Here is a 24,111-nt window from a genome sequence, read left to right on the forward strand (position 1 = left end):
ACTAGACAAGTTTAACCACTCTAAACATTATACATGGGTGGTGCCTTGTCGTAAAGTTATTTTTTGGTGAATTATTCTATTTAAATCTATGTAATAAAATTAACATACTAGTAGTTAAACGCATAAGTTTTAAAAAAGTTGCGATACTAAATAAAAAATAAGTATTTTGTTAAAAAAATTGTCCAACAATTTAAAAAATCACCCTTGGAAGAATTCATCATTCCTTCTTAAGTTGTACAATATTTATTTTTAAATTTTTTTCCTTCAAGTGATAAAAAAAGCCCCATGTTAAACATGGGACCTTCTTGTTAATTAAATCTTATTCTTATTGTGGTGTATTATTGTCTAATAAATCAATTGCATCTACAGTTAAATCTTCACCTGCAAAGAAGTTATTAGAAATATCTGCTAGTTTTTCCTCTTCAATTGTAATTTCTAATTCTTCACCTTCTACAAGATCTTCAGTAACTGTCAATTGAATGAAATTACCATCAACAATACTTACTTGAGATGGAGCATCACCATTTACTTCGAAGAATCCTTTATATAGTTCAGTAGTATTCATATCTTCAGTAAATTCGATTTTAATTGTATTTTTATCTGGTACTGTTACTGCATTTTCAACTAACTCAGGAGCAATTCCATCTTTGATTTCCATACCATTAAATTCTACAGCATCTTTACCAAAAGCATTAACTGTAGATCCAGTTTCTTCAAGGTTAAGAGTAATTTCTGGGTTAGTTACTGTTAATTGACTTGCATCATCAAGAGTTAAAGTAACTAAAGTACCCTCTTCATTATACTCAATTTCAACTCCACTGAAAGTACCAGTAACTTCGCCATTAGTTAATGTGAAATCTGCTTCATCTACTTCAGTAAGTTCTTGATCAAATTGAACTGCAATCTCACTTTTACTAATCGCTTTAACTTCTGTTGCATTAGCACCTAGTTGTTTACTTACCTCTTTTGAAGCTTGGAACTCATCAAGGCTATTTCCATTTACATCTTCAATTTTAGATACTATAACGTCTGAACCAATCTTAACATTATCATCTTCATGAAGTTCAATTCTTACTGTTTTTTCATTGTAGAAGAAATCAAATTCACCTTTGAATTTCTTGATCTCATCTTCACCAGTTTGGTAACGATAGTTATCAGCATCAATTGCAGAATCAGTTACTTCTTCGTTATAAATAACATAAAGTAAGTCATTTTCGCTCTCTCTTTCAACTAATTCTACACGATTGATTCCAGAGAACGTAGAATCACTAAATGTTAATTCTTCAGAGTATTTTTCCATTTCATTCTCGTATAAAGTGTTGTCTACAAGATCAGAAATTTCTAAAGTTACTGTTTCACCTTCTAAGCTTTTATCTACTGTTAATGTTACAGATTCTTTATCAGTTGCAGGAGTTACAGTGATTTTAACATCTAACTCTTCGCCATCTTCATCTAATAAAGTATAAGTTCCATCTTCTAAGTTAGCAATTGCTTCACTAAAAGTTACTTTAATTTCAGTACCAGAAACAACTTCTACATCTGTTACAGTTGGAGCTTCGCGATCTGCAACAACATTTAACACATATGTTGTTTCTTCAAATACGTTACCCCAGTTATCAGTAATTTCATCGTCACCATGTTTACCTAAGATTGTAAACTCAACATCACCAGATGGTAAAGCATGATCTTCATCAAATTGTACAAATACAGTTGTTACTTTTTCACCTGTAGCATCTTTAGTTAATGCTGAATCAGTAAAGATTCCTGCTGCTTCCCAAGAAGTATAAGTGTGGAAGAAATGATCTACTGTTAAACCACTAACTGGCTTGTCAAACTTAACTTCAATTACTTGTTGATCAGCATCAACGATTGAAGCTGTTGGAGGTGTAGTATTTTTTTCATAAGTGAAAACTTCTTTGTAACTTACATTTACATAACCTGCATAGTCTTTTACATTAGAAATTGTGATTTCATAATCAGTTGCATCTTCTAATTTTGAATGAAGTTCTACGTTTACTTCACGTTCGTTATTAGCATCAATAACTGCACTCTTAACAGCTAAACTTCTAGAACCTTCTTTTACAGTTACATTCCCTTTTTCAGCTGATTGCATTGGTTCGTTAAATGTTACTACAAAAGATTTAGGACCTGTAAATTCAATTTTCTCAACTACTGGTAAATCTGCGTCAAATACTTTGATATCAGTAGAGTAATTTACTAATGTTTTACCACTAGCACTCATTACATCGTCAATTTCAAGCGTATAAGTTGTTTGGTTTTCAACATCACCAACTGTTAATACTACTGTTTTACCATCTTCTTGTAATACTGCTTTTAATACATCAGCAGAATCAGAAAGATCATAGTTGCTTGTATCTTCAGCTGTTTCTTCGTCTAAAGCAATGCTATACTTAATTACCATTTCACGTAAATTATCTGCTGATACAGATACTACATTTAATTCAGTAGTGATTTCAACTACATTAGCATAAGTTGTGTAAGCAGAATCTACTAAGAAAGTACGGTCTGCATCAATTGTGTAGTCTTCATATTCAGCGATTAAACCTAAGTCTAATGCAGCTGCAATATAATGTTGTGCCCATTCACTAACGTTTTCGTTGTCTACTGTTGCTTCTTCATCAAGTTCAACATTCGTAAGGTCAGCGTAACCTACAGCTAACATTTTAGCGAATTCTTCGATAGTTACGTTTGCTTTAGGAGCAAAAGTACCATCGCCCATACCTTCGATAATTCCAACTTCTACAGATGCTTCGATATATTTAGTTGACCAACGATCAGAAGCTACATCAGAAAATGTAGACTCTGCTGATTCATCAATGTCAAGTCCAAATACTAAAGCAATAATTTTTGCAGCTTGCTCACGAGTCATGTTGTCTTCAAGATGTGGCAAACCATCTAAATATCCATCAAAAATACCTTTTTCTTTTAAATCATAAAACTTGTCTTCCGTTGTCATTTCTTCAGCTGAAACCACAGATGCGAACATTGAGAACACCATTGCGATTGCAACTAATAAAGATAAACTTTTTTTCATAACCTTTATGTCTCCTCCTGGATGTTGTTTTTTTGTTTGGTTATTCAATTTACTGTCATGTGACACTAAATCATGTGAGCTCGTTATCCTCATTCACGATGCACCCCCTTTCCAGAGTGTGAGCTAAAAAATTGAGTAAGTAGAAAAAGGATTGATACGAATACACATTGATATATTGTCGTGTACTGTACAATCTATCAACTCTAGTGTATTGTCTTCTATCAACCAACTACAGAAACCAGTATATCTTAAAATATTCATAAAGTCATTGATAAAGATTTTCCAGTAAATTAACCAAAAAGTGAATAAAATAAAGAAAAAACTTGCTGAACTAATATTGTCTCTTATTCTTTTTGTATAAATATTTATAAATTGAAATGCAAAAAAACAAAGCACTATGAATAAGTGCTTTGCTTTTTGGAACAATATATATTGTAATCTGTTTATAAATTCGGTACCTTCTTCTCGTTTAATAAGATGCGCATAACAATGGCTGCGGCTTCCGCACGAGTCATATTTGCTTGTGGATCGAAATAAAATGTTTCTTTCGCATTAGAATCTGAAATGACTTGTTTGCCTTGAATGATTTCTTCTTTATAAACACCCAAAACAGAAGCCCTTGCATAGTTGTTAATATCTTCAGCATCAATAAACACTTTACTTAAAGAAGAATTTATTTTGCTTTCATTGGAGTCTAACCGTAAATTAGCTGCTCTGGCGATAATTGTAGCTGCGTCTTCACGTGTTAGATTTAAATCTGGTAAAAATTGATCATCAATTTTACCTCTAACAATTCCAGCTCTTGCTGCAGTTTCAATATATTTATATTCATATAATCCATCTGAAGATGAGGTTCTTCTCTTTACATCTGCAAACGTTCGGTCTCCTTCATAGTTTAGAGGTAAATCAAATGCTTTTACAATTAAAGAAGTGAACTCTCCTCTACTGATCGGTTCATCAGGCTCAAATAACTGATTGCTTGATGCTCTATTGTTCATTATGCCTTTTGAATATAGAGTATCTAAATAATTCTTAGCCCAAGGGTGTCCAATGACATCGTCAAAAGATTCGTTCATGTACATCACTACATAATACCCAAATTCAGTAAAAGGTACTGTAATTGTGTTTTTCTTTTGATCAACAACACCTCCAATATTAACCCACTCGTATGACTCATTATCTAAATAATCAACATTATAACCATAATGAAATACTGTTACATATCTCCATGCAGACTGTACTACATTGGGATCATACTTGAGTGTTAATTCTCCTGGATTGGATGGAACATATTGCTCATCTATTTCTGAGGCATCACGATCATAAAATTCTTGTCCATCTTCATATGGATATATCCCACTACCATACAATATTTCTTGTTGATCTTCAATGGAAGAAACGATTCCCCCATCAATCCAATATAAGTTACTAATGGTTCTAAACCTTTCCGCAGGATCTTCAAATATTCTAACAAAGTTATCATCTACATTATTAAATTTGGAGTCCTCTCCAAAGAATGGATGTAATACTTTATTTACCCTTCCATCATCTGGATCAGCAATAGCTAATACAATATCTCTAGTTGGAGATAAAGCTTGTACTCCTCTTGCTTCATTTTGAAGCAAGATAGTGCCTTTAGGAAAAGATAACTCAATGGATTTATCAAATGCATCAATTTTTCGTTTAGAGATACTTTCTTTGTGTTCTGCCCCAGGTACAGGAGTATCTGCATTTATTAACATAATTTCAGCTTCATCTTCCTGTGTACCTCTAACGACAGTAAACTTGATTTTATTATCTCCATTTTTCAAATCATTAATTTCAAAAACGAATAAATCATAATCTTCACCATCTAACTCAATCACTTCTGTTTTTGTCACTTCTTTTTTCTTATCATAAATAATTTTATCTGCATTTTCAGCTTCTACATAGATTCTTGTATAATTTCCATTGACAAATCCTGTTTTGGTTACAGGATCAATAGTTGGATAATGAACTACAAAAGTAGCTGGATCTCTTCCAATTTCAATCGTTCTTGTATTTATTAAACCATTATCGTTTCTTGCAATCACTTCAACAGCAAAGGTTCCCGTTCCTTCTAGATCTAGTATTTCTGAGGAAAACGTAGCCCAGCCACTTGAAGAACCAAGAGGAATAGAATCTTCACTCACGCCATCTTCATCAATCAAGTCCACATATTTATACCCTAATTCTTGCTCAGTACCGTACTTTGCCTCATAAGCACTTTCTGACATTCTCTCAAAATTGTTATCATCCCATAAGTATAACTCTCTATGCTGCTCATATTCTCCTTCTTCATTTATACCACTAAATCTAAACTCAACTTCATTTGCACTGGCAACTGAGCTTTTAAATTGAAACTTTGTTTCTTGTGTGTAATAACGATAGTTGCTTTCTTGAACATAGTTATAATCATCTAGGAAATCTTCATCTACTTCTAATAATAAAACTTCAGGCAATTCAGAAGTATAATAAAACATCTCATATTTAAATGTAGTAATCGGTTCTGTTAACCCTGGGTCAGTACCCGGATCAACATCTGGATCAGTTTCACTCAAAGTGCCTTCAGGATATACCTCTATCAGTAATTCATTTAGTCCATTTTGCAGCTGCCAATCCTCACGTAAATTATCATCTATATCTGCATCATCATCTGTTTTATCCTCTGATCCAAAATAAAAACGGAACTCTTCAAATTTACCACTAACATGATGTTCATCAATTTCCCTTATTTTATCTACATGATCATTAAATACAATTCTAATATCTCCCCACTGACTTTCTGGAATATTCACGGGTTTGATTTGAAAAATTGGACCTGTAATCGGATCACCGTCTAAATCAATCCCACTTGGCTCATCAAGTGAAGTAAAATCTTGTGCTTTAGATATATTCGTTAAGTATACGTAAGGAGATGGATTATAATTGATTTCAAACTCCTTGGAACCTACTTCAAAGTCAGTTTGAACTCCTAAACCATCTTCTTGATATGGAACGAATTTTATATTACTTCTACCTTCAGGTAAATCATCCTTGTCCAAGTTTACTGTATATATAATTGTTTCAGGGTCATTATCAGTATTTTGAGATACTGTCGAAGAACTAGTTAATAATATTTCTTGCCCAAAGGAATCTACACTATATACCTTCACGCCATCTGCGTCTTTTTCAGTCACAACATCTAATAGAAGAGATTCCGTTAAAACAGTGATTTCAATTCCGCTAAATAATTTTGTAGATGAAATGGTTTCATATACTTCTTTTACAAAAGGCTGAGTTTCGTTTATAAAATAAAAAACGAAGTCATGAGTACTTTGAGAATATCCAGTCTGACTTGGAAGAAATGTAGCTGTTAATGTTTGTTCATTTTCTGCGTGATTAATAGATATACCTTCAATTTCTATATTTTTGATTAAATAATATTCGTCTTCAATTTCTATATCTTCAGCTGGTATTGGGACATTAGTAATACCTGCATCCATAGTATAACTATATGCTGGAGTACTTTCATCAATATTAAAAGTCACTTCATAGGTTTCATCTATCCCGTCTATTTCAATCTTTAATTTATCATGTGTTGGATTAGATTCATTTCTGTTTATTTTTACGTCTGTTATAAAATCAATTGTATATGTATCTGCACTGTCACTTGCGCTAAAGGTTGGTTGTTTGAATAACATCGATTCTGTCGGTTCATTTAGATTTGTTGCTTCAGATACCTCAGTGTTATATACGAAGTTATCTCCATTATTATAAACAAACGTTCTTTTTGTGTTATATGTTGTATCTGCACTTGAAGCAAGTATCTTTAATTCATTATCTCCAGGTCTTAAATGTAAATCTTCATTTTCATCTTCTCCTGCTGAAAATGAAAATTGACCTGTCCCTGAACGGAAAAAGCTAGCATATACACCTAGGGGATCTAACGTGGTATAACCAAATAGTGAAGTAGCGTTTGGTGCAATCCCTTCAATAAAAATTGTTTTGTCATTAGAAGCTGGATTCTCTAAAGGCACAATCATGCCGTTAATGAACTGTCTCTCATCTATCGTCAACTCATTTACGGTAGTGATCTCCGTGTAATTTATCCATGCTGGTAATGATTGTGGGTTTGTTCCTGAATCCAATTTAACAATGATTTTATTTAAACCCTCGTATAATTGAATATCGCTAAATTTAACAAATCCCGCACCATCTTTTTCAGGTTGATTATTCTTCACTTCTTTAAAAACACCTGTATTTACTTCTTCAATGACATAATATAAATCAGATAAATCCGAATCATCTATTTGTGTATAACCTACTCTTAGTTCTATTAATTCTTGTATCGTTGAATAAGGGTTGGATGGTCTTTCATCTGATGTTGGGAACCCTTGAATCTCCAAGTTAACTGCCGCATAAGAAGTACTTCCAAGCGGTGGAAGCAAAGAAATGAACATGGCAAAAATTATGACAATACTTAACGAACGTTTGAATGATTTCATCTGACTTCTCTCTCCTTTTAAGTAGCTCGTACAATTTATATGTGTTTAAACACATTGATATTATGTATATCGGTAAAAATAGGTAAGAAATTTAGTGAAAATAGTAAAAAATAACTAAAATCATAGTAGAATGGCCTAAATAAAAAAAGACACAGGTGATGGCTTGGTAAAAGCCAAAACCTGTACCCTTTTAAAATTAAATTTCTAATTTAATGTTAACGTTCTACACTGATAAACTTCCTCTCTATGATTTTAATCCGAGGAGTTGAGTGGTCATATTCACAACAGAACGAAACACCGTTTTTTCTCTTTTTTGTATGAGTCCTAATTTCTGTGCAGCCATGATTAACAAAATGGATACGACTGCGGTTAATATAAGAATCCATAAACTTGCTTGTGATAAAATGATGGCACTAAAACCAAATGTAATCGCGATACCATAGATAGCAAGTACGGTTTGACGATGTGTTAAACCAATTTGCAGCAAACAGTGATGCAGGTGACTTTTATCTGCCATAGAGATTGGTTCTTTTTTCACAATTCTTCGTACGATTGCAAAAAAGGTATCAGATATCGGTACACCTAATATTATGATTGGGACAATTAAGGATACGATCGCTGCTTGCTTAAAACCTAATATTGATAAGGTAGCTAACGCAAAGCCTAAAAATAACGATCCTGAATCCCCCATAAAAATTTTTGCCGGATGAAAATTGAAATATAAAAACCCTAAAATACTGCCTAACAATAAACAGCTTAAGATGATAACAGTGACGTTCCCCATCATGATCGCTAACACTAATAACGTAGCTGTGGCAATCGCTGAAACCCCTGCGGCTAAACCATCTAATCCATCAATTAAATTAATTGCATTTGTTACACCAATAATCCAAAATAAGGTGATAAAAGTACTGAACCAGCCGTTAATGTTATACGCTTCCCCAAACGGCAACGTAAGAAATGATACTTTTAAATCAAAAACAAACACAACAATACAAGCTGCAATGATTTGTCCTAGCAGCTTTACCTTTGGAGATATTTCAACTCTGTCATCTAAAGCTCCAAGTAAAACGATGATGGAGCCTCCAATTAAAATTGCAAAAACAGCATTAAACTGTATATTTACACCTATTTTCATCAAAATAGGCAGCATGATCCCTAAAGTCATCACAAAAGCAATATATATAGCCAATCCACCTAAACGTGGCATTAAGGATGTATGTACCTTTCGGTGATTGGGTTGATCTACAGCTCCAACCAAAATTGCAAACTTTCTAACAAACGGTGTCATGACAAAGGATAAAATGATGGCTATGACGAAGGCTGTTACAAAAATATAAACCATAGGTTGGTCTTTCCTCCTCTCTCCCTTATCCAAATAAGAGAGTCTACCTTTTTTGTGTAATTATATCTCTATCTTTTCTCACTCTAAAAACAAATTTAGGTAAATCTAGCATCCTTTTATAACGGGAAGGCTGCTGCAACAAACGATAAAACCATTCTAGCCTAAGCTTCTGCATCCATTTAGGTGCACGTTTAAGCTTGCCAGCAATAACATCAAAAGTTCCACCTACGCCCATCATCACAGGAATATCTAGTTGATGTTTATATTTATATATCCAAGGCTCCTGTGTAGAAACCGATCTAGCAACAAATAAGAGATCAGGTGAAAGCTTGCGAATTTCCTCAACTACTTGCATATCTTCATTTTCCGAAAAGAACCCGTCACGAGCACCTACGAAACGAACTTTAGGAAATTGGGCTTTCAACTTCTCTGAACTTTCCTGAATTACTTCAGTCGTTGTACCTAACAAATACACTTTCCATTGTTTTTCGTTTGCAACTTTTAACAATTCAAACATTAAGTCAAACCCCGGTACTCTTTCCTTCACAGGCTGACCCACATAATTTGCAGCCCATACTAGTCCTGTTCCGTCAGGTACGACCAACTCTGCACTTTGCATTGCTTTTGCAAACGTTGCATTATTTAAAGCAGCCATAATCATAATTGGGTTTGCTGTAATGATTTGATGTGTTCTTTTTTGTTGTATGGCTTCTGTTAAATACTGAACGGTTTCTTGCATATTCATTTTGGAAACGTCAATTCCATACATTGATAAAGTAGGGAATTTAGTTTGAGTTTTATCCATTTACTCACCATCTTTATATACGTAGAAGTTGCCGATATGTTGCGCTGGTTTTTGGGACATCTCCTTTAAATTGTTAATTAGAGCTTGTTTTGTTAATAACCAATCATCATATTCTACCATAAGCTTGTATACATTATCAACGATTTGATGTTCATCCAACCTGGTTGTACTACCCACAGGTGTCATTTGCATCTGTTCTAAAAATCGATCAATCTTTGGGTCGTAAGAAATACCAACCATAGGAACGTAATTATTCGCTGCATAGATTAATGAGTGTAATCTCATTCCGATCAACACATCACACGTGCTTACCTCTTTGAGCATCTCTATAGGGTTATCTTCATTAGAAAATTGGATATCTTGAGGAAGTTCCTTATCAGACAACCCCATTTGCTGAATAATATAAAGGGAAGCTTCCTGATCATGAGGCATATGAAAGGGAAGCATTTTGATAATTACACTTTCTTTTTCACGAAGTAATTTGAGAGCCTTTGCTATTTTATTTAATTCTGATCGATCCTCATTCCAAAAACGGACAGATACGCCAATCACTTTTTTCTGTTTATCGTTGGATAAAACTTTGATTTTTTCTTGTTCTTCTGCTTGTTTCACATCGTTTGAATATTTTGAGGGAACTCCCTCTGACATTCCCATAACTGGATCTGGTACTTGATCGACTTGCAAATGGTTCTTTAAGCCCATTTTCTTTAAAAGCGCTAAGGATGCAGTATCCCGAACAGAAATATACTGACAACGTTCGAAAACCTTCTTGACCCATTTATGAAAAAGTGGCTTTTGGATAGGGCCAATCCCTTGAGCATAAATAAAGGTTGATTTTCCTAACCATTGCGCCAATTTGAGAATCCCCAAATAATAAGGAATTGTTTTGTTACTTGTGACATCTTGAAGTAAACTTCCTCCACCACTAATCAACCCATCGCTTTTTCGAATTGCACTAAAAACTTCGTTCAATTTCATGCGATGTACAGCCTGTACACCATACATTTGGGTTGTCTGAACTGGATTAGCAGACAATACAATCGGTTCAATTTTAACGTTAGTTTGAACTGTTTGGTCTCTTAAGGCTGCTAAAATGGAACATAATACCGCTTCGTCCCCACTATTGTTAAATCCATAATATCCTGAGATGACTAATCTTCTAACAGAGGACCCCACTTTTTCCAACTCCTTACAAGAATTTCCCAAATGATAATTAATAGTAAACCGATCATTACCCCAAAAATTACACCGTATAAAACACGAATTCCTGAAATCATCATAGGCGTATGCAAATGAGCAAAAGTATCCACAATCGATAATTGACCTATGACTCCAATAATGATTAAAAACAACCCTTTTCTATATTTTAAAGCAAAATATAAACCTAACAATAACATGGGATGACCTAAGCCAAATTCTTTTAATCGTGGTCTAACGCCAAGTACATTTTCTAGAAAATATCTGAAAACTAATTCGATGGAAGAAACTTGTCCAGCATTTCCAGTTCTAGTTAAGTAATAAAAGGCTGTTCCCGCGATGAATGCTGCAATAATTACATAACCGACTTTTAAGTCCATCATGAATACATTTTTCACTTGTTTAAAAATATTTCTTAATCCACCTTCTTTTCCGTAAAAAGCATAATATACGAAAGCCAAAAAGATAGGTGCAAGGTGAAGCACGCTTACTCCTCTAAATTGCTCTAAAACGAGCATATAAGTGGCAGCATTCAGTAATCCAACTACATAAAATACTCCAATAAGGGATATCCCTGTAGCCATTACAAATAACAAAATCGTTGATTTAATGGGTGAAACGACCTGCAAAGACTCTTTTCTTAGTTGTTGTATGACGGTAATAATGCCTAAAGTTGGTGCTGAAATTGCTGCACCTAGCGCTGCTGTCTGTAATAAAAGAGATGAGTTTAAAACAAATAATCCAGCAGAACCGATCATGCCAATTACAAATATAGGTGTAAGTAAGGTAGGTACAAACCTTGCTATCATTAATGCTATCAGTGCAACCGCTCCAACCCACAAAATAAGTTTTGCGAATCTTTGCCAGTCTTCATTTTCATATACAAATGGTCCTGCGATACCAATTTGAAAACCTTCGTTTTGAATACGTTGAATCGCTCCATCAGGTCCTGTCAAACTATCATAAATATTGCCTAATGAATTGGTAACTTCCGCTTTCAACTCATCTTTAAGAATATCCACATTTAAATAAATCATCCGGATATTTCGATCAGTGACTGCTAATACCAGTCGATCAGATATTTTAGTTGGAGATAACACGGAGGATTCTGCATCTAAGATCGAATGAAGGCGTACGACGTTATAATCCGTTAAATAAGCTAATTCATTCAATCCTTTTTCTTTAGCAGAAAACTCGTTTATTGCAAATCCTATGTAGTGCTTGTTCATAAGTTCAGACATATGTGTTAGTGAACCTTGGTTTGCTTCTTCCTCATAACCAGTCACCGCACTTCCTGTAAAAATAATTCTGAACACACCCTGTTTGCTAAACTGGTCCATCATTTTTTCCATATGTACTGGATCATAAGGTCGATTATCCGATATACGTACTACAATTTGAAATCCTGCTTTGATGAGCTGATCCATGACCATTGGATCCGGATCCATCGGTTCAATGATTGCAGTCACTTTTGAAGATTCAATGATCAAACCCGTTTGATCAAGAAGGTTCCAATCACGCACTTTAATATCTAACTGCCTAAAAGCTTGTTCAATAATTGGGCGTATTTTAATGTCTGTCACTATATCTGGAAATAAAACATAAGTGAAATTTTCATTTGGGTCTGGTTGAACCCCTTCAATTAATGATGCTTCGTAAGAAGAAAACAACTCTACTCGACCACTCGATTCTAAGTCTTCTAAATTGCTTTCAAACACTGCTAGTGAAGTAATACCTGCTTCTTTGATCTTGATTAATTGCTCTTCAATAAAACTTTGTGGGTTAGGTTCGTATTCTGCAATTTGTAATATGTCTTTGTAATCTAGAACAATTTCTACTTGATCAGATGTATTTTCTGCTGCAAATCGGACCATTCCCAATGGAACTGAAGCAATCATACCGATCACCACAAGAATCCAAAGTGCTTTTTTCATGAAAGGGTTCAAGTCTGTAAGTGTTTTTAGCAATGAGTTCATCTCCCTTTCTAACCCTTATTTTGGTCAACCTTATTCATGATGACTTCTGACAACTGTTCTAAAAGGACCTGTGCTTCTTCTTTGGATTGTCTGTTTACTGCAACATACACTTTGATTTTGGGCTCTGTTCCAGAAGGCCTTAAACAAAACCAAGACCCATCTGCTAATTTATATTTCAATACATTTTCTTTCGGTAAATCGTCTAACCCTTTAGCGTAATCTAAAACTTCCGTTACAGAAGTATGATTCAGTTGCTGTGGTGCATTTGTTCGCCAATCATTCATAATCGTTTGAATCTGCTCCATCCCGGCTTTTCCTTTTAACGTCCTGGAATGTAACACCTCTAGAAATGTACCAAATTGTTTATAAATTTCTAGAAGAACATCATAAAGTGTTTTCCCTTGAGATTTATAATAAGCCGCTGCTTCACAAATCAACATGGATGCTACAACTGCATCTTTATCACGTGCATGTGTGCCTGCTAAATATCCATAACTTTCCTCATAACCAAACACATAAGTTGCCTCGCCCGTTTTTTCAAACTGAGTCATTTTCTCACCTATGTATTTAAACCCAGTTAAAGTATTTAATGTTTTTAGTCCGAAATGGCTTGCAATTTTCTCCCCTAATTCACTTGTAACAATCGTTTTAATCAACACACCGTTATCTGGGAGTTTACCTTGCTGTTTTAAATTACTTAATAGGTAATTTAAAATGATTGCACCTGTTTGATTTCCCGTCAACACTTCATATGAACCTTGTTTGTTTTTCACAACCGCACCCATACGATCACAATCTGGATCGGTCCCCACAATAATATCTGCTTGAATCTCATCTGCTTTTTGTATCGCTAATGTAAATGCATCTTTTTCTTCTGGATTCGGGAATTTTACAGTGGAAAAGTTTGGATCAGGATTTTCTTGTTCTTTCACAACGTGTACTTCCGTAATACCAATTTGTTTTAATGATTTTCTTACTGGAATATTACCCGTACCATGTAAGGGCGTATAAACGACCTTCAGTGGTTCAGACATTTGTTTAATGGTATTGGTATTTAAACTCATTGAAGTAATAGCATGAATAAATTTCTCATCCATTTCTTTGCCAATCATAACTAGTAAATTAGTCTTCTCAGCCTCTTCTTGTGAGCTCTTCTTTACCTGATCAAGAGAATCAATTTGACGGATGTGTTGAATGACTTTTTTGGCATCATCTGGTACTAGCTGTCCTCCATCAGACCCATACGATTTATATCCGTTATATTCTGGAGGATTATGACTTGCTGTAATCACAATTCCTGCAGTCGCCTTTAATTCACGTACGGCAAAGGACAACTCCGGTGTTGTACGTAAAGACTCATACAAATAAGCTTTAATGCCGTTGCCTGCTAATACAAGTGCAGCTTCTAAAGCAAATTCTGGAGATTGATGTCTAGAATCATAAGCGATCACTGCAGATTTTTCATTAGCATTTTGCGACTCAAGAATGAATTGAGCTAGTCCTTGTGTAGCTTTACCTACAGTATAAATATTCATACGATTCGTACCGGCTCCAATGACACCTCTTAAACCACCTGTACCAAATTCTAAATCTTTATAGAAACGATCTTCAATTTCCTTTGGATCATTTTCAATACTTCGTAATTCCTGTTTAGTCTCTTCTGTAATCAATGGATCCTGCAACCAAGATCTATAATTTTCAATGGCCTTGATTTCTAATTCTTGATCTGAACTCATGCGTTGTCTCCTCCGTCAGCTGGTTCAGGATCTGAGATCGCAAACATAATCTCGCCTTCAGCAACGGTTTTTCCATCTACGGAAGCGATCGCTTTCCCTTTACCAATACTTCCTTTAGCACGTATAATTTCTACTTCAAGACGAAGTGTATCTCCTGGTGTTACTTGACCACGAAAACGAAATTTATCTAAACCTGCTAAAAATCCGATTTTGCCTTGATTTTGTTCCATTTTCAAAATGGCTACGGCACCTACTTGAGCTAACGCTTCAGTAATTAATACACCTGGCATAACTGGATAGTCAGGAAAATGACCTTCAAAGAAAGGTTCATTCATCGTGACATTTTTAATTCCGACTGCTTTTTTACCTTCATCCACCTCTAAAATACGATCCACTAATAGAAATGGATAACGATGAGGTATGATTTGTTGAATTTGATTGATATCTAACATAGTAATATTGCCCTCCATTATTAAGTCTAGTCCATGTATAAAAAGTGCTCAGAAATGTGAAACTAGAAATGATCCCCTTCACGATCTGCAGTAGTGAAGGTTGATATAATTTGAGCATATTTATAAAGCGCAGCTAAATGCGATTGTAAATATGCTCTTTATTTACTGGTTTATAAATCTTGTACCTATCTTAATTGACTTTCTTGGGTATATTCTGATTTAGTGACTTAAACTGAAATATGTAAATAATTGAAGTTATAAAAGAAAAAATGATGACGATCCAAAGAAATGATACTGAAAATTTCAAATTGAGTACTATAAAAAAAATGGCGGAGTAGTATAAAATCGTTGTCAGCTTCCCCATCACATTTGCGGGTACGGTTTTTTTGCCTTGAAAGTGATAGAAAAAACCGCCGATTACCATTCCGATATCCCTTAAAAATATGGCTATGGCTGCTTGCCAGGGGATGAGCTGTTCATACAAAAGAGAAATGAATACAGTAATCATCATTAGCTTATCTGCCAATGGATCAAGCATGATCCCAACCTCAGTTACCATTTCTCTTTTACGAGCAATGTACCCATCTAAAATATCACTTAAAATGGCAGCCACAACAACAATAAAGGCTATCATCATTTTACCACTAAAAAATAAAATTAAGTAGACTGGAATGAGAGTAAAACGAAACAACGTAATCAAATTAGGAAGATTCATTTAAATCCCTCCTACCATCCCTATTCATTATACCGAGCAATAGAAGAAAAGAAAACTCCCAAAAGGGAGTTAATTATTTTTTTATGTTATCGGTCTGCAAAAATCAAATCAATTAAATGCTTCCATGTTTGCACATTCAAAACATCGGAGGCTGATTCACCACCAAGTGCAACATATCCAATTAAAACACCAACATAGAGGGCAATGATGCATAAAACAGGAACAAGAAAAAATCTTAAAATTTTTAAAGTTGAATTTGCCGGTTTAGTTGATGAAGCTTTTTTCTTTTTTTTAGCTGTTTTTGTTGCATTTGCATTTGTATCCATAGCTTTTGCCGTTTATATATGTAACATAATCAATTTTATAACATGATTACGTCCATGAACGGATTCTCAACTCCCTATTGTTATATTTAATTATTTTATTAAAATAATAGTTCAAAAAGTTCAGTTTTCAGCACTGAGAAGATTACATCAACCTGAATTAGCAGGAGCACAGTGTAGATAAAGCTACATGAGCACCTATGATCTTAGATTTGCTGCTAATTTCATCATCGTCTCAGCATTACTATATGCTTTGGAAGTTAACTGAAATGCTCTCTGTGTAACCATCATTTCTGTCATTTCTTCCGATAAATTTACATTTGATTGCTCCAAGAATCCTTGAAGTATTTGTATATTAACTTTATCATCAGGATTTGCAGTGAAATCGCTATTTGCGTTTAAATCCATTTCTTGAACTAAACTAGGGTCCGTCAATTTATCCTCGCTCAGTGTATATAAACTGTTGCCCATTGGCTGAAGGTACTGTGGAGATAAAATACGAACAATTTTTAACTGTCCCAATTCTAGGGGTGCTTCACCAGGATTAGATTTATTATATGCAAAAACATTCCCCATATCGTCAATGGTCAATTCATGATTTACAGGAATAGAAATAGGCTCATTTTCATTATTTTTCACTACCTGCCCCCCGCTTGTTGCTAAATATAACTCATCTAAGTTATCTGAAGACGGTACTAATTGGAATGAACCATTACGAGTAAACAAACGATCTTCACCATCCAACGTCCCAACTTCAAAAAAACCATCACCATGGATTGCCAAATCGGTTGATATGTTTGTATTGGCCATCGTTCCTTGTTCTGTTCTAAGATAAGGATTAGACATTCTAATTCCTACTCCCTCTTGCACACCCAAGGAGGATTTTCTACCTTCTAAACTAAAATCATTCACTTGGTTAACTCTAGTTGTTAACAGGTCTTGAAATGAGGCTTCTAATTTTTTATATCCTGTCGTATTTATATTTGCAATATTATGGGATTGAATATTCAATTTTTGCTGTAGATTTTGCATGGAAACCATGGCGTTGATCATGGATTTATTCATTATTTCACCTCTGTAGATTACTGCACTCGTCCGATCTCATTTACCGTTTTACTAAGCGTGTCATCTAACATCTTAATCACTTGCTGGTTTGCTTCATATATTCTCATTGCACTGGTTAAATCAACCATAGACTGAGCTGCATCTACATTTGATCCTTCAATATAGCCTTGTAAAACTTCAATCGATTGATCTTCTAAACCATCTAAATTTGTAACAGCAGCTTTCTCATCATTTATTATTGTGTAAACACCATTTCCTTCACGAGCCATGTGGTGCGGATTGTTAACCTTAGAAAGAAGTAAAGTGATTGGTTGTCCCACAATATCTGTTACCTCTTCCCCATTATATAACAACTGACCATTTTTTTGTATTTGAATTTGCTGGACAGAAAGATCATCATCAAATAATGTGATCGGTTGTCCATCCTGACCTAAAAATAAAAAACCCTCTTCAGTCATCAACTGTTTTTGATCATTAATAAATAACTTCACATTCTGTATGTATCTTGGCTGCTCATCAGCGTTCCATAATGTAAAAAAAACTTCTGGCTGATAAACCTCTATGCCATCAGGAGTTAACCCTTTACCAAAGGCATCAAACTGAATTTCAATTAAATCCCCATTTTCATCCGTATGTGGATTTCCATCTTCATCAACAGGTTGAAGGTTTGAACTTATCATTAAATCCTCGGCATTTTTTGTTTCAATAATTTGTCCAGGGGTAAAGACATTCACCGTTTCTTCGATCATAACGCCTGAATGAAAACTGCCGATTTCATTTGATGAGCCTTTTTGAATCATTGAAATATAAAGCTCTGGAAAAGAGCGGGAGATCGGCACAGCTTCTTTAAACCCTGGTGTGTTTATATTAGAAACATTATTCGTAATCGTATCATGTCTTTTCTGTTGTGTAAGCATACCCGCGGTTGCTGTGTATAGTCCTTTAATCATATACTATAGCTCCTGTCATCATTTATGTTATCCTAATTTTCTTTTTGACATTTTGTCAAGGTTGTCCAGCATGATACCTGTTCCTTTAACTACACATCCCATTGGATCATCCGCAATTAATACTGGCACTTTTAACTCTTCTGCCATTAAAATATCTAATCCATGAAGCATAGCACCACCACCAGTTAAAATAATACCTCGATCAATAATGTCGGCGGCTAATTCAGGTGGTGTTTTTTCCAAAACATTTTTAGCAGAAAGAACGACAGATGTAATGGGATCCCACAAGGCTTCTCTGACTTCTTTGGCGGTGATGGTTACTGTCAGAGGCAATCCACTCACTAAGTCCCTGCCACGAATATCCATTTCCTCGTTACTTCGCTCAAGATCTAGCGTACCAATTTTCACTTTCACATCTTCTGCAGTACGTTCCCCAATCAATATTTTATATTTATCCTTTACATACTTCATGATCGCAGTATCCAGTTTGTCCCCTGCTATTTTAAGAGAAGAAGAAGCAACGACATCTCCCATAGATAGTACAGCAATGTCTGTTGTTCCTCCCCCAATATCCACTACCATATTTCCACTAGGTTGAAAAATATCCATACCAGCACCAATAGCTGCTGCTTTTGGCTCTTCCTCAAGAAAAACATCCTTAGCCCCGCTACGTTGTGCTGCTTCTCTAATGGCTTTTTGTTCAACAGAAGTAATGTTGGTTGGCGCACAAATTAAAATCCGAGGGTGACTATACCATTTCCTTCCTCCGATTCGTGAAATAAAACCTTTGAGCATCACCTCAGTAATTTCAAAATCAGCGATGACACCATCTTTTAATGGTCGAATAGCAATAATATTACCTGGGGTTCTACCTACCATTTTTCTGGCAGGCTCCCCCACTTCAATTACTTTTTTCGTTTCACTTTCTACCGCGACTACAGAAGGCTCATTTAAAACAACGCCACGCCCCTTAACATGAATGAGAACATTTGCAGTTCCTAGATCTATACCGATATCTTTATTGAACATAGATAGTTTTTTCCCCCTATAGAATTAGTTCAAAGATTTATAATAAAAATTACACTTTTTAGATATATCGGAAAATACAATCATTGTTTTGAATTATTATTTATTTTTTTCGATATAGATCCATATAATTCCTGCATATTTCTCATTTTTAATAAACTTTTTTATAATTGCGTAATTTTCTAAGAAGTTGAGGCGGACTTTGTTTTGTTCTTTTTGTATTTGATCTTAGTCGCTTCACCTCCTCTTAAATGACGAACTGATTTGTGATACTCTAAAATTTCTTTTACTTGGTTGGCCAAATCCGGGTTAATTTCGGGCAGTCTTTCTGTCAAATCCTTGTGCACCGTACTTTTTGAAACTCCAAATTCCTTAGCTATCGTACGAACCGTTTTCTTGGTTTCCACAATGCAACGACCAATTTTAATGGTTCGCTCCTTGATGTAATCGTGCACTCCCCTCGCCTCCCTACTCGAACTAGTTTGGTACATTATATGAGGGGATAACTTAGATATTCTTTGAATACAAGCTTGACAAGCTGTTAAATTTACAAAACAGGATCATTTTAGTGCTGAAGTTAAACAATACAGGAGGTTTTAACAAAAATATTTAAAAAATTTTCAGCTGGGAAATAAATCAATACTTAATGAATTAAAATTAAATTTATTCAATAAAAAAAATCCCATTTATTAAAATGGGATTTACAATTCATTCATGGAAATTAGGTTTTTTAAAGTTCCTCAATTTCAGTTGTTCAAAATTAGCCTTGAATAAGTTGTTCTGGATTTATTGCTTCATCATTTTGATAAATTTCAAAATCTAAATGAACCCCAAAATCTTTATCAAGCTCATTTGTTCCTGCTTCTGCAATTTTATCTCCTTGTTCAACTTCTTGATCCATTTCAACCTGTATTTCAGTTAAACTTTGATATACTGTTTTCAAACCATCTTCATGTGTAATTTCTACTATATTTCCTGCAACTGGAATTGTTTCGACTCTAGTAACCTTTCCGCTTAAAGCTGCTAGTACATCAAAAGATTCATCATCAGGATGTGATAGAGAAATCCCTACACTTGGAGTCATCGTTCCATCAAACTCAACAACCGCTGCTTGTTTGCTTTCATTGTCGCCATTCTCATCATAAAAATGACGAATAATTTCTAAATCATCTCTGTTCTCTACTGGCCAAGCAATAGATTCGGTTGATAAGTTAACTGGGACATCTAAACCTGATTGTGAGTCTGTTTCAGACGGATTTTCTTCTGAAACTTCTAATCCTAACTCTGATTCTGTTAAACTAGTTTCGTCATTGGCTTGAAAATATACCATGAAACTGACAATTAAAACAACCGCTGCCATATACATGGCCGGGAATGCCCACTTCTTACCAAAAAACCTTTTCCATGATCCAGCTTGAGCATTTGTAACTCCCTCTTTATTTTCAGGAGTTTGTTCATGCTGATTCTCTTTTTTATTATCATTCATAGATACATCACCTCAGCAATCATTGTTGCCAGATGATATACTTTTATACCTATGTTTACTAGATTTTTTGTCTCAGAGAGTTGGATTCACTCTCTGAACTTCAATTCCTTGATAATAATATAATAAAATTTCTTGTGCAGTCCTTCCTTCCATAGCCATTCCATTAGCTCCCCATTGACTCATGCCAACCCCGTGTCCATAACCGTAAGAAGTGATTTGAACTTGGTTATCTATCATTTTCATTTCAAACTGTGAGGATGAAAGACCTAATCTCTCTCGAACTTCTCTACCTGTTAAAATCACATCTCCAATCGCTATTTTTTTAATTCTATGTCCTTCTGTCCATTCTAATATTTTAAACAACGATTGACCTGTAGAAGCTGGCTGTACAGGATTAATGTTTAATTTGTTAAAAAATTCCTTAGAAGATAACACCATTGTATTTTTGAACTTAGGTGAAATCTCAGCATCCCACGGACTTTGTACACTCCGTAAATATGGAAGCTCTATATTCCAATATTCCTCAGAATTTTCCGTGTAACCATTACTTGTTGAGAAAAAAGTAGAATTTATTGGATGATCTTCATAAGTCGCTACTAGGCCTCTTGTTTCAATAACGGCTCGATTGATTTTCTCCATATTTTTTTCATAAACGTCTCCTGTCCATCTTTGTTTCAACTTATCCTCAGATATGTAGACTTGATGGGAAACTGTATCTGTGACATAAGCTCCTTTAACAGGTACGTTACTAAAATCCTGTTCTACCATTCTTCTAATTATATAAGTTCTAGCCGCTATCGCTTGCGCTTTTAAAGCTTCCAGTTCAAAATCAATCGGCATTTCTGCAGCAATCACTCCTCTAACGTACCTCTCAAGTGGAAGTACTTCAATCTTCTTCTCATTTGTCAAATAAATGGGGACATATATTGGATTCTCTTGTTCTATGATTCCATTCCGTTCATCCTGTGTAATTTTCTTGTTGGAATTCTCATCATTATCTACTAGAATGACAGGAATAATGAAACTAGCGAGCAAAAGCACACCTGCCCACAAAACAAACCACAAAATATAGCGATGAATATTCATGCACTTCCCTCCGATAATCCAAAACTACCACTATCATATGTGGACAATTACTAGGATAGAACTACAACTGGAAAGTCAAATTCAACATTTACCATTGAAACCTATTTGTGTCTGTGACGTAATAATAAGTATGTGTTTTAATAAGAAGAAAAATACTATAAGATCATAAAGTTCAGTTTTCAAAAACAAAAAGATGGTTTAACTCGCAGAAGTTAGTGTTTTTCGAGGTCCCGGAAAGTATTAAGTTTAAACTTCAAAGTATAACTTCACTTTTTGGGGTGGTTCGTATGTTGAATGAATGAGAATGTGGTATGTTATTTAAGGAGGTGAAGAAAGGTTGGGTACTCGTGTGATTATATATGAAAAACTAGAAAGTGGAGAATTGAGTAAATTAGATGAACGTTCTTGGAGCGAGCCTCTTCTTAAATCATTGGAGCATGCAAATTACATTACCATCAAGGAAATTGAGTATGAAATGGTAGAAGGGCGCTTAAACATAGATGAAGAAGTTCTAGAAATATTAGTCATCGCTTCAAAAAAACCTTAAAAGGGGGGTGAACGGCATGAAGCAAGATCAAAAGATGACAGACAAATTATTTTATAAAGGAAAACCATTAAAAACATTATCAACAACATTAGGTATTGCTCTTGTCGCAAACTTAGCTCTGACACCGTTTGTATATGCAGAAGGAGATGCAACAGGCAGTGCTGAACCGAAGCTTGTGGAGTGGTCCTCAGAAGATGTCAAAAAATATTTTGATGCCAATATGGACTGGAATATTCCTTTAGTGATACCAGAGGGAGAACAGTCCGAAGGAGAGACTACGAATGAAGCTCAATCAGAATCAGGAAGTAGTAATCAACCAGTATACATTAATAACGGTTTTGGATGGGACGATTTGTTATTATATCACTTAATCTTTAATAGTGGACGTTCTTATTCAACTAGAGGGTGGTATGACTCAAGACCTGTTTATGATCCTAAAACAAACCAAACGTACAAACCTAAATCATATGATTCTGGCAAATTTCAAAATAAACCTGTTGTCAATTCTTCTGTTAGACCAAAAACGACCAACAGCCAAGGGACGATTACAAAGAGGAGTAGCAATAAAAGTACATCTACTTCATCAGGAAGCATTGGAAATAAATCCAGTAATCTAAGCTCTTCAAGCAAATCAGGAGGAAGTTTCGGTGGATAAAGCTGTATATCATGTTGTTGGCTCACCTCATCCAAATCGTCAAGAAAGAATGAAAGAGCTTGAGGAATTAGGTTTTACATGGGGAGATATGGACCATTATTGGATAGATCAAGTCGTATCCATTGATCAGCAGATATGGGATGAAATTAAATTTGCTTCTCAGCAATTATGGACGATTTTTGATAAAGCTGCCCGCTTTACGTTTGGCAAAAGAGATTTATATGCCTTACTCTCTATCCCTGAGGTATTATGGGATGGTTTAGACTTATTACTTCCTAATGGAGCAGAGGAATTAAGTAGATATGCTCGATTTGATTATTCAATTACTACGCAAGGTGAGATTAAATTGTTTGAGCTCAATGCGGATACACCAACTGGTTATGTTGAGTCCTCCGTTGTCACCCCATGGATTTGCGAACAATATGATTTAAATTCACCTAATGTATCCATGAAGGAGCAAATTCGTTTAGCCTGGGAGAAAGAGAAGCCAGATTATGCTACGTGTATCGCTTATGGAGAGCATTTAGAAGATTCAGGTACAATCGATATGCTTGTTAAACATAGTGGATTAGAAGCTAAATGTATTGACACATTAGAATTGTCCGTAGACGAGGGTGTTGTTAGAGATAAAGAGCTAAACCGTATTAACAGTATGTTTGCATTGTATCCGAAAGAATGGATGGCGGTTGATGATGGTGGAGAAGCTTTAGCTTACTCCATTGAATCCAAAAACATAGAGGTTTTTAATTCCTTGCATGCTATTATTCTACAGTCTAAAGGATTACAGGCGGTTATATGGGGGCTCCATGAATTAGAATCTGAAATCTTTACTAAAGAAGAACATGAATGTATTGAAAAATATATGCTGCCAACGTATAACAAACCCATTTTTGATGGGAACTATGTATCTAAATCCATGTTTGGACGTGAGGGTGGGTCCGTTCGTTTATATGACCATCAAGGCACACTAGAAACACAAGATGAAGAAGGATACGATACTAGCGTTCTGTTTGACCGAGTATATCAAAAACGCATTGATTTACCAAAATTAGAAATGCATAATGGAGCATTTCATTTATTAACAGGTGTTTTTATAATCAACGGGGAACCATGTGGATTACTCGGCCGTGCAGGTGGATTAATCACAGGAAACTCCAGTCATTTTATTGCAATGGGGGTGAGATAAT

The 24,111-nt window shown here is 35.0% G+C and carries 19 protein-coding genes; 3 read left to right on the plus strand and 16 right to left on the minus strand.

What is annotated here, in order from left to right:
• Positions 1 to 325: 325 nt before the first annotated feature.
• The 16 genes from ERL59_RS16750 to spoIID all read right to left on the minus strand — a co-directional run bounded on the left by ERL59_RS16750 (position 326) and on the right by spoIID (position 21,722).
• Positions 326 to 3,148 carry an Ig-like domain-containing protein gene (locus ERL59_RS16750; protein WP_160647391.1) on the minus strand — a complete coding sequence of 941 codons (2,823 nt, stop codon included), beginning with the start codon at positions 3,146 to 3,148 and terminating at the stop codon, positions 326 to 328.
• Positions 3,149 to 3,498: 350 nt separating this feature from the next.
• Positions 3,499 to 7,560, minus strand: a complete 4,062-nt coding sequence (locus ERL59_RS16755; RefSeq protein WP_160647392.1) for an S-layer homology domain-containing protein — start codon at positions 7,558 to 7,560, stop codon at positions 3,499 to 3,501.
• A 244-nt stretch (positions 7,561 to 7,804) separates the two neighbouring features.
• Positions 7,805 to 8,905, minus strand: coding sequence for a glycosyltransferase family 4 protein (locus ERL59_RS16760; RefSeq protein WP_160647393.1), 1,101 nt, complete (start codon positions 8,903 to 8,905; stop codon positions 7,805 to 7,807).
• Positions 8,906 to 8,948: 43 nt separating this feature from the next.
• Complete coding sequence (locus ERL59_RS16765; protein ID WP_160647394.1) at positions 8,949 to 9,710, minus strand: WecB/TagA/CpsF family glycosyltransferase; 762 nt, start codon at positions 9,708 to 9,710, stop codon at positions 8,949 to 8,951.
• A complete protein-coding gene (gene csaB / locus ERL59_RS16770; RefSeq protein WP_160647395.1) occupies positions 9,711 to 10,886 on the minus strand; it encodes a polysaccharide pyruvyl transferase CsaB in 1,176 nt (391 codons plus the stop codon).
• A complete protein-coding gene (locus ERL59_RS16775; RefSeq protein ID WP_160647396.1) occupies positions 10,862 to 12,874 on the minus strand; it encodes a DUF5693 family protein in 2,013 nt (670 codons plus the stop codon). Before ERL59_RS16775 ends, csaB begins: the two co-directional genes overlap by 25 nt.
• 17 nt (positions 12,875 to 12,891) lie before the next feature.
• Entirely contained in the window at positions 12,892 to 14,619 is a 1,728-nt protein-coding gene (locus tag ERL59_RS16780) for a phospho-sugar mutase (RefSeq protein ID WP_160647397.1), read from the minus strand.
• A complete protein-coding gene (gene fabZ / locus ERL59_RS16785; RefSeq protein WP_160647398.1) occupies positions 14,616 to 15,071 on the minus strand; it encodes a 3-hydroxyacyl-ACP dehydratase FabZ in 456 nt (151 codons plus the stop codon). The genes ERL59_RS16780 and fabZ overlap by 4 nt, the downstream gene beginning before the upstream one ends.
• A 190-nt stretch (positions 15,072 to 15,261) precedes the next feature.
• Positions 15,262 to 15,786, minus strand: a complete 525-nt coding sequence (locus ERL59_RS16790) for a CDP-alcohol phosphatidyltransferase family protein (protein ID WP_160647399.1) — start codon at positions 15,784 to 15,786, stop codon at positions 15,262 to 15,264.
• A gap of 86 nt (positions 15,787 to 15,872) precedes the next feature.
• Positions 15,873 to 16,112, minus strand: a complete 240-nt coding sequence (locus ERL59_RS16795) for a DNA-directed RNA polymerase subunit beta (protein WP_160647400.1) — start codon at positions 16,110 to 16,112, stop codon at positions 15,873 to 15,875.
• A gap of 195 nt (positions 16,113 to 16,307) precedes the next feature.
• The gene (locus ERL59_RS16800; protein WP_160647401.1) at positions 16,308 to 17,174 is read right to left on the minus strand and encodes a flagellar hook-basal body protein; all 867 of its coding nucleotides are present in this window, start codon (positions 17,172 to 17,174) and stop codon (positions 16,308 to 16,310) included.
• 17 nt (positions 17,175 to 17,191) lie between these two features.
• Entirely contained in the window at positions 17,192 to 18,124 is a 933-nt protein-coding gene (locus ERL59_RS16805; RefSeq protein ID WP_160647414.1) for a flagellar hook-basal body protein, read from the minus strand.
• Positions 18,125 to 18,151: 27 nt separating this feature from the next.
• The gene (gene mreB / locus ERL59_RS16810) at positions 18,152 to 19,153 is read right to left on the minus strand and encodes a rod shape-determining protein MreB (RefSeq protein WP_160647402.1); all 1,002 of its coding nucleotides are present in this window, start codon (positions 19,151 to 19,153) and stop codon (positions 18,152 to 18,154) included.
• Positions 19,154 to 19,332: 179 nt separating this feature from the next.
• Positions 19,333 to 19,605, minus strand: coding sequence for a sporulation transcriptional regulator SpoIIID (gene spoIIID, locus ERL59_RS16815; RefSeq protein ID WP_160647403.1), 273 nt, complete (start codon positions 19,603 to 19,605; stop codon positions 19,333 to 19,335).
• Between the two features lie 305 nt (positions 19,606 to 19,910).
• The gene (locus tag ERL59_RS16820) at positions 19,911 to 20,636 is read right to left on the minus strand and encodes a M23 family metallopeptidase (protein WP_160647404.1); all 726 of its coding nucleotides are present in this window, start codon (positions 20,634 to 20,636) and stop codon (positions 19,911 to 19,913) included.
• Between the two features lie 72 nt (positions 20,637 to 20,708).
• Positions 20,709 to 21,722, minus strand: a complete 1,014-nt coding sequence (gene spoIID, locus ERL59_RS16825) for a stage II sporulation protein D (protein WP_160647405.1) — start codon at positions 21,720 to 21,722, stop codon at positions 20,709 to 20,711.
• Positions 21,723 to 22,059: 337 nt separating this feature from the next.
• Between spoIID and ERL59_RS16830 the strand changes: the two genes are divergently transcribed.
• The 3 genes from ERL59_RS16830 to ERL59_RS16840 are packed head-to-tail and all read left to right on the plus strand — an operon-like array spanning position 22,060 to position 24,110.
• On the plus strand, positions 22,060 to 22,269 hold the full coding sequence (locus ERL59_RS16830) for a hypothetical protein (RefSeq protein ID WP_160647406.1): 210 nt from the start codon (positions 22,060 to 22,062) through the stop codon (positions 22,267 to 22,269).
• A gap of 16 nt (positions 22,270 to 22,285) precedes the next feature.
• On the plus strand, positions 22,286 to 22,924 hold the full coding sequence (locus ERL59_RS16835; RefSeq protein ID WP_160647407.1) for a hypothetical protein: 639 nt from the start codon (positions 22,286 to 22,288) through the stop codon (positions 22,922 to 22,924).
• Positions 22,917 to 24,110, plus strand: a complete 1,194-nt coding sequence (locus tag ERL59_RS16840; protein WP_407925732.1) for a glutathionylspermidine synthase family protein — start codon at positions 22,917 to 22,919, stop codon at positions 24,108 to 24,110. Before ERL59_RS16835 ends, ERL59_RS16840 begins: the two co-directional genes overlap by 8 nt.
• The last annotated feature ends 1 nt before the right edge of the window (position 24,111 follow it).

This window comes from Chengkuizengella marina (assembly GCF_009910845.1).
Classification (GTDB): Bacteria; Bacillota; Bacilli; order Paenibacillales; family KCTC-33759; genus Chengkuizengella; species Chengkuizengella marina.

Excerpts from the sequence above, each read along its gene's own strand:
- ERL59_RS16750 (WP_160647391.1), bottom strand. The coding sequence starts at position 3,148 with ATGAGGATAACGAGCTCACATGATTTAGTGTCACATGACAGTAAATTG.
- ERL59_RS16755 (WP_160647392.1), bottom strand. The coding sequence starts at position 7,560 with ATGAAATCATTCAAACGTTCGTTAAGTATTGTCATAATTTTTGCCATG.
- ERL59_RS16760 (WP_160647393.1), bottom strand. The coding sequence starts at position 8,905 with ATGGTTTATATTTTTGTAACAGCCTTCGTCATAGCCATCATTTTATCC.
- ERL59_RS16765 (WP_160647394.1), bottom strand. The coding sequence starts at position 9,710 with ATGGATAAAACTCAAACTAAATTCCCTACTTTATCAATGTATGGAATT.
- ERL59_RS16780 (WP_160647397.1), bottom strand. The coding sequence starts at position 14,619 with ATGAGTTCAGATCAAGAATTAGAAATCAAGGCCATTGAAAATTATAGA.
- fabZ (WP_160647398.1), bottom strand. The coding sequence starts at position 15,071 with ATGTTAGATATCAATCAAATTCAACAAATCATACCTCATCGTTATCCA.
- ERL59_RS16790 (WP_160647399.1), bottom strand. The coding sequence starts at position 15,786 with ATGAATCTTCCTAATTTGATTACGTTGTTTCGTTTTACTCTCATTCCA.
- ERL59_RS16795 (WP_160647400.1), bottom strand. The coding sequence starts at position 16,112 with ATGGATACAAATGCAAATGCAACAAAAACAGCTAAAAAAAAGAAAAAA.
- ERL59_RS16800 (WP_160647401.1), bottom strand. The coding sequence starts at position 17,174 with ATGAATAAATCCATGATCAACGCCATGGTTTCCATGCAAAATCTACAG.
- ERL59_RS16805 (WP_160647414.1), bottom strand. The coding sequence starts at position 18,124 with ATGATTAAAGGACTATACACAGCAACCGCGGGTATGCTTACACAACAG.
- mreB (WP_160647402.1), bottom strand. The coding sequence starts at position 19,153 with ATGTTCAATAAAGATATCGGTATAGATCTAGGAACTGCAAATGTTCTC.
- ERL59_RS16820 (WP_160647404.1), bottom strand. The coding sequence starts at position 20,636 with ATGAATGATAATAAAAAAGAGAATCAGCATGAACAAACTCCTGAAAAT.
- spoIID (WP_160647405.1), bottom strand. The coding sequence starts at position 21,722 with ATGAATATTCATCGCTATATTTTGTGGTTTGTTTTGTGGGCAGGTGTG.
- ERL59_RS16835 (WP_160647407.1), top strand. The coding sequence starts at position 22,286 with ATGAAGCAAGATCAAAAGATGACAGACAAATTATTTTATAAAGGAAAA.